1 protein-coding gene is annotated in these 13,814 nt (G+C 71.6%); it reads right to left on the bottom strand.

All coding sequences use genetic code 11. The features are described from left to right. Positions 1-68 precede the first annotated feature (68 nt). Positions 69-13,745 (bottom strand): filamentous haemagglutinin family protein, encoded by a 13,677-nt coding sequence (locus L3V85_RS14770; protein WP_237679877.1) that lies wholly within the window; start codon positions 13,743-13,745, stop codon positions 69-71. Positions 13,746-13,814: the final 69 nt, after the last annotated feature.

Raw genomic sequence — 13,814 nt, 5'->3', positions numbered from 1 at the left:
GGCCTCCACGCGGGAGGCCCTTTCTTTGTGACACGGCGATGAAAATCAGCGCCGCGTGCGGCGCGTGTTCACTGCTTCAGCGCACGCTGCTCGCCCGGCGTGAGCGACTGCATCTGCGCGGTGGTGAGCGCGCCCGCGCCGAGCACCTGCACCACGCCCTTCGGGTCGTAGGCCGCGCCGGTGACGCCGCGTTCGCGCGCACCGCCGCCGCCGTTGCTCGCGCCGCCCTCGGGTGCTTCGTTGCCGAAGCCGAGCACGCGCACGGTGAACACCGACGGCAGTGCCTGGCGCTGCGCGGCGCGCTCGCGCTGCAGCACCTCCTGCGCGGCGCCGGCCGCCTGCGACGCGGCGGCGCTCGCGTTGGTGAGCGCGCCCACGTTCACCGCAGCAATCACCGGAATGCCGACCGACTTGCCCTGCACCTGGATGTTCTCGGCGTTCACCACGTGCAATGCCGCGAGGTTCACGTTGCCCGACACGCGGATGCCTGCCTCGCCCGCGTCGATGGTGCCCAGCGGCGCGATCAGGTCCACGTCGCCCGGCGGAATCTCCGGAATCGGGTTCAGCGTGGCGATGCCGGCGCCGGTGTTCGGCGTGTTGGGCGACAGGCTCACCAGGCCGATGCCGTCGTAGGCACGGCGTTGCGGCGTGTAGACCACGGTCGACTTGGAACCGCGCCCCGCGTTGATGTCGCCCTGCGCCGACCACGCCAGCACGTTGCCGCCGAAAGTGGTGAAGATGCGGCTCTGGCCGAGCAGGATGCTGCCGTTCGAGAAGATCTCGATCTCGCCCGCGCCCTGCGTCAGCACGCCCGAACCCTCGCCCGGCACGAAGCCGCCGTCCACGCCCACCAGCGTGCGCCCGCCCGGCACCATGAGCCGGATGTCGCCGCCGAAGTCGGTGTGCAGGCCCGCGTCCTGCACTTCGTAGTGCGCGGTCTTGTAGTTCTCGCGGCCGGCGGCGATCCACTCTTGCTGCGTCATGTACTTCACGCCCGCGCGCGGACGCGTCGTGACGGTGACGATGTTCGTGCCCTTGATGTCGTCGTAGTACAGCGCGCTGCTGAACATGGTCAGGTCGCCCTGGTAGTCGATGGCGTTGCCCTGCGCGTCCTTCGTCGGGAACAGCGTGGCGATGGCCTCGCGCCCGCGCAGGTAGCTGCCTTCGCGCGGGCCGCCCACGGCGTTGTACTCGCGGCCCGCGGCCTTGAGTTCGGCGTAGTACACCGGGCGCAGGAAGGCGCGTTGCTGCTCCGCCGGCAGCGCCGCGAAGAAGGCGCGCGCATCCATCGACGCCGCGTCGAAGCGCAGGCCCAGGCCGTTGCGCTTGCCGTCGCCGAAACGCTCTTCGAGCCAGTTGACCAGGTGCAGCTGGCTGCCCAGGGCGTACTCGCGCCGCAGGTCGCGGCTGGGCGCGCCGGCGGACTGCTTGTGCGCGCTGTCGATCTCGGCCTGCTTGCCCGCCAGGTAGGCCGGTGCGCCGGCCTCGTCGCCGCCGTAGCCGAACTGTTCGCCGAGCCAGCCCGACAGCGTGAGCCGGTCGCCGTAGGTCGTCACGGCCTTGCCGGGCTGCTCGGCCAGCGCCTGGCCGCTCGCCGCGAGGTTGGCCGCGTCGAGGTAGCGCGCGGCGAAGGCCGCGAAGTCGGGGCCGTTGCGGCCCACGCCGGCCGCCACCGCGATGCCCGCGCCGCTGCTGCGGTCGCCCGGCGTGATATTGGCGACCGGGCCGATGCTCTTGAGCTCCGCCCTGTCGGCCATGTACACGTCGCGCCCCGCCGTCACTTCGAGCAGGCCGGGACCGGCCACGTAGAAGGTGCTGTAGCGCACGTCGCGCCCGGCCTGGACCACGGACACATCGTCGGGGTTGTTGTGCACGATCAGGTTGCCGCGCGCGCTGCCCTGCGTGAGCGCGATGGGCTTCGGTGGCGCACTGGGGTCGCCGTTGTAGGGCTCGGTGGTCCAGCCCAATCCTTCCTGCGGCATCAGCTCGGACTTGCCGAGGCCGTTGCCCGAGTTGACGATGTCGCGCCCCGCGCGGAGCGCCACCGGCCCGCCGCCCTCATACCAGGTGGGCAGGTTGCCGATGCCGCCCCGCCCGCGGGTGATGATGGCGCCCGTGCGCACGCCGATCACGTCGCCCTCGCTCGCATAGAAGCGCGCCGGCGGCTGCCCCTGCGCCGCGTACCCCGATGCGGTCGGCGGCGTGAGGCTGAAGAGCGGGTAGCGCTGATAGCCTTCGTCCGCATCGCTCAAGTCCAGGAACACGCTGGGTGCCAATGCATCGGGGTTGACGTTGCTGAGCCTGCGTGCGCCGTACCAGACCTGTTCCACGGTGCCGCTGAAGCCCGGGTTGAGCGGGTTCGGCAGGGCCGTGGGGTCGGCGCCCGACTGGGTCACGCTGTATCCGCCGGCGTAGATCGAGTCCGACGCCAGCAGTTCGAGCTGCCCCGTGCCGGCCTTCGCGAACAGCGGACCCACGGGCGACGGCGCCAGCATGAGCCCGATGGGCGACTGCACCGGCTTGTTGCTGCCGTCGATGACGCCCGTGGCGGAATTGCCGTAATAGATGCTGCCGCCGGCCGCCACCGCGCGCAGCACCGACGGCATCACGAAGCGGCCGTCGGTCGCCTGGCTGTTGCCGCGGGAGAGCGATTCGGTCGTGCTGTTGTGCGGCGTGAGGTTGCCGCCGGCGCTGAACAGGTCGATGGCGCTGCCCGGTGTCCACAGCGAGAACCAGCTGTAGCCCTCGCCCTCGAACTGCGTGCCGTTGGCGGCGAACGGCGTGCCGCCGCTGCGCAGGCTCACCCGGCCCGGATCACCCACGCCGCCGAGCACCAGATCGCCGCGCGTGTCGATGCGCACACCCGAATCGCCCGGCACCAGCACCGGGCCGCCGCCCGCGACCGACGAGGTGGCGGTGTAGACCTGATAGGCGCGCGATTCCTCGGGGTCGGCCTTGTCGAAGCGCAGCTCGATGCCCCCGACCGAGCCGGCCTCGATGCGCAGCGCGCCGCGCAGGTTGACGAAGTTGCTGTTCAGGTCGGACCGGTTGCCGATGTAGTTCGTCTGCGGCGTGTCGGAGTTCGTGTCCGGAACGGACCGCAGCTCGGCCACCGGGTTGAGCCCGCCGCCGATGCGCACATCGAGGTCGCCGCCGCCGGTGAGCGCGAGCTGCCGCCCGTCGGCCGACACGCGGCCGGTGCTGGCCACCACCAGGTTGAGGCCGGTGCTGCGGGGCGCATAGTTGATTCCGCGGTCGGAACGCTGCGTCAGCATGCCGGCATTGCCGCCGGCCTCCAGCACGAGGTTGCCGCCGCCGAGCGTGCCGATGCCGATGAAGCCCAGCAGCGACGGCGTGCTGGCGAACAGATCCCCGGAAGTCGTGGAGCCGGGCACATAGCTGCCGAAGTTGATCCACCATGCCGCGGGCAGGCCTTCGCTGCCGGCCACCGCGCTGCCCGTGCCCTGGCGCCACAGCCAGTTGCCCACGTCGACGCTCGCGCCGCTCGAATGCAGGCTGCCGATCGCATCCCTGCGGGACGAGAGCGGGGCACCGATCAGGTCGCCGCGCACGTCGCCCTGTGCGCGCAGCAGCACGTTGCCGCCATGCTCCGGATACCAGGCGCGGTACAGGCTTCGAGCGCCGCCGTCGACGAAAGGCTCGTAGTCCACGCCATCGGCGCCCAGCACCGTGCCGTCGATCCTTGAGCGAGGCGAGTTGTAGGCCGCGCCCACGCCCGCCGACTGCGTGCCCGCGGTGTACACGCCGTACAGCGAGTTCATCGTGAAGTTGCCGCCGGCCAGCAGGTCGAGGTCGCCGGTGCCGGTGCGCAGCACGCTGAAGAGCTGCTGCGTGGCCGGCATTGCCTCGGCCTTCGGCCGCGAGCCCAGCGGCGCCCAGGTCACGAGGTTGCCGTAGCCCCAGTTGTTGATGTCCTGCACCGCCTCCTCGCCGCCCCATTCGTCGAGATCGACTGCGACGCCCGGCGCGTAGCCGATCACGTCCCGCGAATTGCCAATCCAGTAGTAGACGCCCTCCGTACCGGGCGTGGGCGCCGTGAACACCAGCGCCGAGCCCATGCCGTAGTGGGTGTCGGCCAGGATCAGCTGGCCGTGGGCATCGCGCGGGCGCAGCGCGCGGGTGTCGGCGGCCTGCGTGTCGGCGCCTGCCACCAGGCGCATCGACCACGACTGCGAGCCCGGCGCCAGCATCGGCGCGAGCGCAAGGTTGCGGCCCTGGTTGCCGTCGGCGTCGGCCGGGCGCAGGTTCACCGAGGTCGCATCGCCGGGCAGCACCACCAGGGTTTCGGCGGGAATGATCGCGCCCTTGGCCAGCTTGAGCGAGCCCGCGAGCACCACGCCGTTGACCCGGCCAAGGCCGTCGAAGTTGTCGCTGACGGTGCCCGAGGGGAACGGCAGCGGCACGCCGGCCGGCCAGGTCATGGCCTTGACGCCGGCATCGCCGGGCAGCCGGTTGCCGGCGTCGAGCTTCATGCCCGCCTGCAGCGTGACGGACTGCGACAGCACCGTGCCCGCTGCGTACAGCACATTGCCGGCCGCATCGCGCACCGCGCCGCCGAGCACGGTGCCCACGGACAGCACCAGGTTGCGCGAAAGCTCGGCGGGAGCGGCCAGCACCGTGCCGGCCTTCAGCGTCATGGCCTTCATCGGCAGGTCGTAGTTGAGCGTGCGGCCGGACTGGAAGAAGGTGCCCTCGGCCAGCTCGACCAGGTTGCCGCGCGGAATGACCACGTCGCCGCCCCAGGGCACGTGGCCCTTGACCAGCACCCAGCCCTGGTCGCTGGGCGTCGCGGGCAGCACCGAGGTGTCGAAGCCGTCCGTGATGCTGCCGTATACCTGCAGGTTGCCGCCGGCGCGCAGCACCAGCGCGCCCGCCTCGCCCGAGCCGTAGACGCCGGTGCGCTGCGTGCGGGGGTTGACGCTCGCATAGCGGTAGCCCGACAGGTCGATGTCGCCGTCGACATGCAGGTCGCCATCCGGCGTGGCGCTGACGATGGCCACGCCAGGGCGCAGGTGGAAGGCATCGCTATAGGCGCGCAGGCCGGCGAGGCGGTTGTTCATCAGGTTGCCGTTGGCCAGCACGTTGCCCATGAAGGCCACGCTGTCCGCATGCTTGCTGTCGAGGTACGCCTGGTTCACCACCTGGTAGGGGCGCCCGTCGGCCGACGGGTCGGTGCCGGAAGCCGCGTCGTTGTACGACCAGAAGCCATTCACCGTGATGGCGCGCGCGCCGTCGATCTGCAGCTTGCCGCCTGCGTCGATGGCGATGTCGTTGCCGCGCTCGCCGCCGATACGCCTGGCGCTGAGCTCGATCGTGCCCAGCGACTGCGCGTTGCCGTTGGTGCCGGCGCGCACGTCCATCCGTGCGCCGTCCTGCAGCACCAGGCGTCCGCTGCCGCTGTCGATCTCGATGCTTGCGCGGTTCGGCGCCTCGATCGGCTGGCCGTAGCTGTCCACGCGCAACACGCGGCTGTGCGCGTCGAGCACGGCGGCACCGCCGATGGTGACGCCGTCGCGCGCCGCCAGGCGGATGCTGCCGGCCTGGTCGCCGCTGGCGTCGACCGTGCCGTTGACCGCCAGCCGGCCGCCGTCCACCGACAGGTTGATTTCGCGCGCCTTGAGTTCGTCGCCCACCGTCAGGTCGCCCTGCTTGAGCTGGAAGCTGCGGCTGCCGAACACGCCGCCTTCGCTCAGGCGGCGGTTCAGGCCCGCGAAGTCGTCGATGCGCTGGCCGCGGATGTCCGCGCCGCCGGCCGCGTACGGCACCAGCGTGCCGCCCGCGTCGTACTGGCCGCTGGCGCCGCCCTCGATGGCGCCGCGCAGCTCGATGTTTCCGGCGCCCTCGGCCAGCGCCAGCACCGTGAGCTTGCCGCCGCGGTTGTGGTCGGCCGACAGGTCGATGCGCGAGCCGGCCGACTGGCGCACGTTGCCGGCGCGGCTTTCGAGCATCACGTCGCCGCCCCAGCTGTACTTGGCCACGTCGAAGAAATCGATCTTCCGGCCCGCCAGGTCGAGCTGCGCGCCGTCGGCGAGTTGCAGGTCGCGCTGCGCCGAGGCGGTGAGCTTGCCACTGGGCAGTGCGATGCGGCTGTCGAGCGTGAGGTTGCCGGCGGCATCGAGGCCGATTTCGGCGCCCAGCGCGTCGGCCAGGGCCTTGCCGGAAAGCGCGGGCGCGGCGCCGCCGGCGGGGGCCGCGACAACGATGTCGCCGCCCGCCTTGATCTTGTTGACCGAGCCGGCCTGCCCGGTGAGCAGCGGCGTCTGCAGGCGCAGGTTGCCGCCGCTGTAGGCGTAGCCCTTGATCGCGTCGTCCCATGCGCCGCGCGACTGATAAACCGCGAGCGAGCCCGTGTGGTTGGCCGTGATGCGTTCGCTGGCGTTGAACGCCACCTCGCCGAAGCCCAGGATCAGCCGGTCCATGCTGTGGATGGTGTCGGGCCGGCTGCCCGGGCCGTAGCCGAATTCGATTCGGTCGGCGTCGATCTGGAGCCGGCCGCTGCCGGTGCCCGCGCCGCCCGCGGCGGTCAGGCCCGGCGGTGTGATCGAGCCGTTCCACACCAGGGTGCCGGTGTGGATGCGCGCCAGTGCATCGGCATTGCCCGCGCCGTAGAACGCGGGCGCCGTGAGCACCAGCCGCTCGAGCGAGGAGCGGCCGGTGGCGGGGTCGATGGTCGAGAGTTCGACCGAGTCGTAGAAATTGATCGCGTCGCGCGCCGTGAGCACCAGGTTCTCGAGTGCCGGCGCGCCGGCCGAGGTGTCGCCGCGCAGCAGCCGGTCGAGGATGCCCTGGTTCAGCGTGAGCCCCGGCGGCAGGACCTGGCGAGCGGCGGCATCGGCCAGCGCGGCTTCGCTGCCGGCGTTGATGCCGCCCACCGACAGCACCAGGTTGCGCGTGCCGTAGCGGGCCGTGTCGCGCAGCTCGAAGCTCTGGTCGGTGGAGGCCGCGATGGTGCCTTCGGAATAGAGCTGCGTGACGCCGCGGCACAACGGGGCGCTGTTGCATGCGCCGATGTCGATGCGGCCCGGGCCGTTGTCGCTGGCGCCGCTGAAGGCCGGCGCCAGCAGGTCGAGCCAGCCGTTGGACACGGCCACCACGCTGAAGATGCCAGGCGCGAAGACGAAGCCGTCCCGCGAGTCCCAGGCCGCCTTGCCGCGGCCCAGCGTGTTGATGCCGGCGCCCTGCTCCACCACGATGCTGCCGGTCTTCACGTTGGTGACGAGGTACACCTCGCCGGCCTTGAGCACCGCGCCCTCGCGCAGCACGATGCTGCCGGCCGCGTAGTTGAAGCCCGCGATGTTGGCGCGCTGCGAACTGCCGGTGTAGTCCACGTAGGTGACGCTCGGCAGGCCGCCGATGCCCAGCCGAGGCGCGGCGATGGCATTGAGCGCGCTGGCGGCCACCGACACGCCCTTGAAGCCCGGCGTGGGCGAGGCGCCGTCGCCCAGCACTTCGATGCTGCCACTGAAGCGGCCGTCCACCAGCGCGCTGCCGCCGTAGCTGCCCGCCGCGGCGGAGAAGTCGGCCAGTCCGGCAAAGCTCAGCGCCGGCGTGCTGCCGGCGGGGTGCAGCGCGCCGCCGCGCGTGGGCAGCGCCAGGTCGAAGCGCAGCATCTTCGCGTCGCGCTCCAGCAGCGGCCGGGGCACGCCGTTGCGCTCTGCCTGCGCGATGGCGAAGTCGGCATAGCTGGTCTCGTTGTACTGCGAGTAGCTGCGCAGCACGTCGGCCGGTGTCAGGAACACCTGCGTCGGCAGCGCATTGCGGATGCCGGTGTTGACCACGCCGAGCTGCGCGTCGGCGGCATAGGAGCCGTTGCGCATCGCGATCGTAGTGTTCGAAGGCGGCAGGCCGGGCGCCAGGCCGTTGAGCTCGACGCGGAAGGCGCCGGGCAGCAGCGCGAAGGTCGAGGGCAGCAGCGTGTAGGTGCCTGGCGGCAACCCGGGCACGCCCGCGCCGATGGTGATCTGGCGGCCCAGCGCCGGGTCGCCGGCGCCGTGCTCGTTGACCAGCGGCGCATAGCCCGCCTGCGTGCCGGGCACGATGGCGTACACCGGGTTGGTGGCCAGCCCGGGCAGCGTGAAGGTGCCGCGCGCGATGGTCTGCACCAGCGGATTCAGCCGCGCGTCGGTCGAGCCGCCGCGCCCGCCCAGGAAGGCGGTACCCGTGAGTTCGCCGCCGCCCGAGAGATCGAGCACCGCGCCTTCGCGCACGTTCACCGCGTGCGCCGCCAACGTGATCACGGGGTCGTTGCCCACGCCCTTGAACACCACGTCCTTGCCGTCCTGCAGGTAGCTCAGGCCGTCGAGCGTGCCGCCGTACGGCATCGCGAGGCCCTTGGCGCTGACCGAGGTGACGCTGCCGGGCAGCAGGTTGACTTCGCCCGTGGGCCACTGTGCCCCGCTCGCGCCCAGCGTGATTTCGCCCAGCGGCGCGCGCACCACGCCGCCCTGGTTCACCACGGCCGAGGCGAAGCTCAGCTTGCCGAATGCCGAATAGGGCTGCGCCGGCAGCGGCGCCGAGGGATCGATGCGCTCGATGTTCAGGCTGCGCGCCGGATCGAACTCGCGATTCAAGGTGCCGTACTGGTCGACGACACCCCGCTCGCCCACCGTGAAGGCACCGCTGTCGTTCATCGCGGGGTAGATCTGCGAGGCGGCGAGCGTCAGGCTGCCGGGTGTGTAGAACTGCATCGCCTGCGACAGGCGCAGGTCGCCGCCCGAACGCATCGTGATCTGCCCGAAAGCCAGGCGCTCCACCTTCAGCGGATCGCCCGCGTTCTGCACGATGGAGCCGCGCGTGCCGGTGTTCACCAGCCCCGCGATGTCGATCAGCTGCGCATCGAGTTGCAAGTGCGCGCCGTCGTCCACGAGCGGCAGGCCGAGCGTGCCGCCGCCGCTGCCGCCGTTCTTCGAGCCCCGCACCGGGTTCGGCATGATGTAGTTGTCGTCCTGCAGCCGGGTGGTGCCCGCCACCCGGATGTAGGGCGCCGCGAGCCTGACCTGCGCCGCCGGCGCTGCGTTCAACGCCAAGCCGAATGCGCTGGCCGTGAGACCCAGGCTCTGGCCCATGCGCAGGTCGACATTGCCGTCGAAGCTCACCAGGCCGTTGGCCAGCAGCGAAAGATTGTCGAAGCCGCCCTGCGCGATGCGGTCCACGCCGATGCGCGCGCGGCCGTAGGCCAGTGCGTCTTCGCGGTTGCCGACCTTCAGGTCCGCCGAAAGGCCGCTGTCGCCCTGCACCTGCGCCAGCACCAGTTCGCGCGGCACGCGCACCGCGTCGTCGACGTTGATGCCCTTCAGGCTGAGCTTGTCGACCACGCCGTAATTGGGGGTTTCCAGCGCGAGCGCGAGCGTGCCGCCGGCCGCGCCCGCGCCGCCCGCCGCCGCGCGCATGCTGCCGTCGAGAAAAAGGCCGCGATAGGAAGCCAGCGAGATCACGCCGCCGTCGCCGGCCACTTCAACCGTGCCGCGTCCGGGCAGGTCGAGCCGCGCGGCGGCGCCGGAGGCTTCGAGCCGCGCGCCCGGGCGCACGACCACGAAGGCGTCGGCCGGGTTCACCATGCCCGCATTGGCGCTGTAGGCCGCGCCGATCTCGATGCTGCCGCCGTCGCCCACATGGCCGTACACGCGGCCCTGCGAATCGATGGCGGTGTCGGCGCGGCCCGCCACGTCGAGCACCGCCTTGCTGCCGATCCAGATCGAGGTGGCGTCGGGCGTGCCGTTCGCGCGGTCGGCGTCGTTGCCGGTGCCGAAGCTGCCCGGCAGCAGGCCGATGCGACCGCTCCAGGCGTTGAGCGTGCCGTCGACGGTGATCTGCGCATTACCGGTGAGCGTGAGCGAGCGGCCGGGGTCGACCGAGAGCGTCGCGCCCTCGCCCACCACCACCGGCGCCTGCCGGTAAACCGAGCCTGCGCCGAGCGCGAGGTCGGCGCCGGCGCGCTGCGTGAGCACGCCCTTGAGCGGTGCCTCCTGCCACAGCGGCGGCAGCCAGCGCTGCAGCACGGCCGACGGATCGGCGCCGGTGGACGTGGCGCGCGCCGCGGCCATGTCCGCGCGCAGCAGCGGCATCGTGACGTCGATGTTCGCGCCGTTGGCCACCTGCACGCCCTGCTGCGCGCTCACCGAATAGCGCGAGAAGCCGCTCTGGAACACGCTGTTGTCCAGCACCAGCAGCGGCTTGACCGCCACGCTGGCGGGGAGGCGGTTGCCGGCCAGCAGCAGCGAGCCCTCGGCCAGCAGCACGTCGTGCGCGAACGGCGTGCCCGCGGCCACCGTGGCCGTGTAGTCGGCCACGGGCATGCCCTTGGGGAACGCCGCCGCGGGCACCACGTAGCCCGGCGCCATCGTGCCGGTGATGTTGACCAGCTCCGTGCCCGCCGGCACCGTGGAGCCGTTCATGTACACGCTGCCGGCCTTGCTGTAGACGAACACGTACTCCCACGGTACCGACGGCGCGGGCACTACCCACGCGGCCGGCAGCGTGTAGGGCCGCGTGGCGCTGAACACCGGCATGATCTTCATCGCCTCGCCCGGCGCGACGACGTTGGTGACGTAGCTGAAGTCCTGCGGCAGCACCGTGCCGGCGGGAATGGTGAAGGCTTCGGCCAGCGTCAGGTGCACCGGCACCGATTCGCCGGCCTGCAAGAGCCCCGGGTTAGCCAGCAGCCCGCCGCCCAGGGCCACGCCAATGCCCGTGTCGATGGTCAGCGTGCCGCCGCCCTTGACGCCGTGGCCGCGCAGCTCGCCTTCGAGCAGCAAGGCGCCCGCGCCCAGGCCCGTCACGTCGCTCTGGTTCGAGCGCAGCGTGATGTCGCCGCCGCGCCCGCCCTGCAGGGTGCCGTCGGCCATCAGGGCCGCGCCCGACGAGGTGTCGATCAGCGTGCCGCCGTGCAGGCGCACGTCGCCGGAGCTGCCGATGGTCACGCTGCCGCCGTTCATGTACGGCAGGCCGCCGATGTCGCCGGGGTTGTTGCGCAGGTTGGTCCACAGGCCGCGCGTGTCGAGCACCACGCCGGCGGCTACGTCCACGCGCCGTGTGTAGCCCTCGGGCGGCGTGGCGGCGATCGGTTGTTCTGCCCAGCTGGTGTTGCTGCCGGGCAGCAGCCGGCCGACCATGTCGCCCAGCACGATGCTGCCGCCGCGCGCGCTGAGGTTGGCGTTGACGTCCACCTGCGTCGCGTGCAGCGCGATGCGTCCGCCGTTGCCGACCGCCACGTCGGCGTCGACCGTGATGCCGCCCTTCGCATAGGCGGTGAAGCCGCCCAGGTGCAGGCCGTTGAGCCAGCCGGCGTCGATCCGCAGCCTGCCCTGGCGGTCTTCGGGCATCGCGTCTTCGAGCCTCAGGTCTTGCGCGATGCGCTGCACCGCGCCGATGTCGATGCGTTCGAGCTGCGCGCCCGGGTTGTCGCGCAGCAGGCCGGTGTCGGGGTTGAACACCGGCTGGAGCTGGCCGATGACCAGGCGGCCCGCGCGCGGCGCCGCCGTCTGCGATTGCCGGTAGCCGTCGAGCGCCGCGTCGGGCGCGTTGCGCTGGCGGTCGCCCTGGAACACGGTGGCCTCGATGTCGCCTTCGAGTACGGCCGACTTGGTGCCCACGATCACCCGGCCGGCGTCGCGGCCCATGGTGTAGCCGTTTTCCAGGCGCTCGCGCGCGCCGATCAGCGGGTTGTAGAAATACTCGGTGGTGTTCTTGCCCCAGCGCTCGTGCGGGTTCTCGAAGCCGCGGTACACGCCGCTGTAGAGCATGTCGCCCGGGGCCGTCGCCAGGTTGTAGAGCCGCCCGTCCTTGCCGACCAGCCAGCTTTGCTTGAGCATGCCGGTCTGCACGTCGATGGTGCCGCCCGACACGTTGATGGCCGAGCCCGCCTGCGTCACCACCTCGCCGCCGCCGAAGGCCACCGTGCCGCCCGACGCGGCCCATTCGCCGATGCCGTGGCCGCCGGTGCTCAGGTAGCCGCCCACTTCCAGAAGGCCGCCGCCGGTGTACCAGCGGTCGGTGGCATAGCCGTTGGTGCCGGCAGGTACGCGCACCAGGTAGCGGCGGTCGATCCAGAGGTTGGCGTTGTTCAGGTTCTTGCTGTCGCGGTTGCCCGGCGCGTCGCGCTGCTCGTTGCCCTGGACATTGATCTCGATGTTGTTCGAGGCCATGGCCACGCTCACGCCGACCGCGCCCGCCACGTCGATGGATGCACGGTCCGCCACCTGGATGCGGCGCACCGCGTTCACGTTGACCTGCCCGCCGGTGGCCAGCGTCATCGAGTCCGCCTGGAACTCGACGTTGCCGCTGGACGCGATCTGCACCAGCGATTGGTCGCGCCGGTTGTAGGCGCCGTCCGAAACAAGGGCCGAGTCCTTGATGAGCGCGTCGCGCTGCACGTCGAGCGCGGTGGCGCTGCTGCTGTCCAGCAGCACGGCGTTGACGCTGCCCGGGGCCAGCGTGACGCGCGCGTCGGCGCTGCCGCCCGCGTTCAGGTGCAGGGTGCCGCGGGTGTTGACGCTGGTGCTCGACAGCAGCACGCCCGACTGCTCGACCGTGTGGCCGGTCAGCGTGATGTCGCCGGTGAGCGCCTGGATCAGGCCCGCGTTGGACACGCGCCCGGCCGTGCTGTCGGCCACGCGCGCCGGCGTGACCTCGTTGCCGCGCGTGCTCGACTGCTGGTTGCTGTCGGTGCCCAGGCCCTTGCGGATGACGAAGCTGTCGCCGGCGGCCAGCGTGGTCTGCCCGCCCGGCGTGACGATGGTGCCCCGGTTGTGCGTCTCGCGCCCGGCCAGCAGCACATAGCCGCCGCCCTCGGTCACCGACTGCGGCGCGCGCGTGGCGATGCGCGCGCCGGCCTCCACCACCACGTCGCCGGTGGCCTTGCCGTTCGACGAGGCCGAGGCGGTCACGTTCAGGTCGTTGGCCAGCGTGGGCACGAAGCCCGAGCCCAGCGCCTGGCTGTAGATGCCGCGCTTGAACTGCGCGTCGGTCATGCCCACGGCCGAGGCCACCAGGTTGCGCGTGTCGACCTGGCTGCTGCCGCTGAACACGATGCCGTTGCGGTTGACCACCATCACCGTGCCGTCGGCCTGGATCTGGCCCCGGATCTGCGAGGGCTTGGCGGCCGGGTCGTTCACCCGGTTGAGCACCGCCCAGCTCGGCTGCTGCTCGAACTTCAGCGTGGTGTTCTTGCCGACGTTGAAGGTCTCCCAGTTGAGGATGGCCTGCGCATCGGTCTGCGTGACCGTCACCTGCGTGCGGCCGCCGGCCTGCGTCTGCACCGGCGCGTTGGCGTTAGCCCAGCCCGCGGTGAGGCTAGCGGTGTCGACCTTGAGTCCGCCTTCGGCCAAGCCGTCGGGCACGCCCTGGCCGCCCTCCAGCGCCGCGCGCCGAGCCGCCTCCTGCGCGGCCTGCTGCGCCGCGATGCCGCGCGCCGCGATGTTCAGGTTGCCGATGGAGCGCTGCAGTTGCTCGTTCGCGCGCTGCTGCTGCGCCTGCGGGCTGGTGAGCATCGACGCGGGCATGCCGTTGGGCAGCCGGCCGGTGGCCAGGGCGGTGCCCTGCGCCATGTTCTTCTGCGCCATCCACGCGCTGCTGAAGGCCTGTTGCGCCTGCGCGCTCTGCGCGGTGGCGCCGGCGGCCAGCATCAGCGCGATCGCATGGACCAGCGGCGTGAGCCGGGCCTGCGGGAAGAAGAAGGACGAAGAAGAATCCGGATTGCGCCGGGACACCGTGCTGCTGCGTTGCATGCGGACTTCCATGGGTTCGTGTTTCATTGCTCGAATCGATGCCACGAAGCACGCACCCGGAAGGTGGAC

It is taken from the genome of Variovorax paradoxus, from assembly GCF_022009635.1.
Lineage (GTDB): Bacteria > Pseudomonadota > Gammaproteobacteria > Burkholderiales > Burkholderiaceae_C > Variovorax.
The sequence above is the reverse complement of the archived record's forward strand: the minus strand, read 5'-3'. Positions and strand labels throughout refer to the sequence as shown.

Coding starts and splice junctions, on each gene's coding strand:
- L3V85_RS14770 (WP_237679877.1), bottom strand. CDS start 13,745: ATGCAACGCAGCAGCACGGTGTCCCGGCGCAATCCGGATTCTTCTTCG.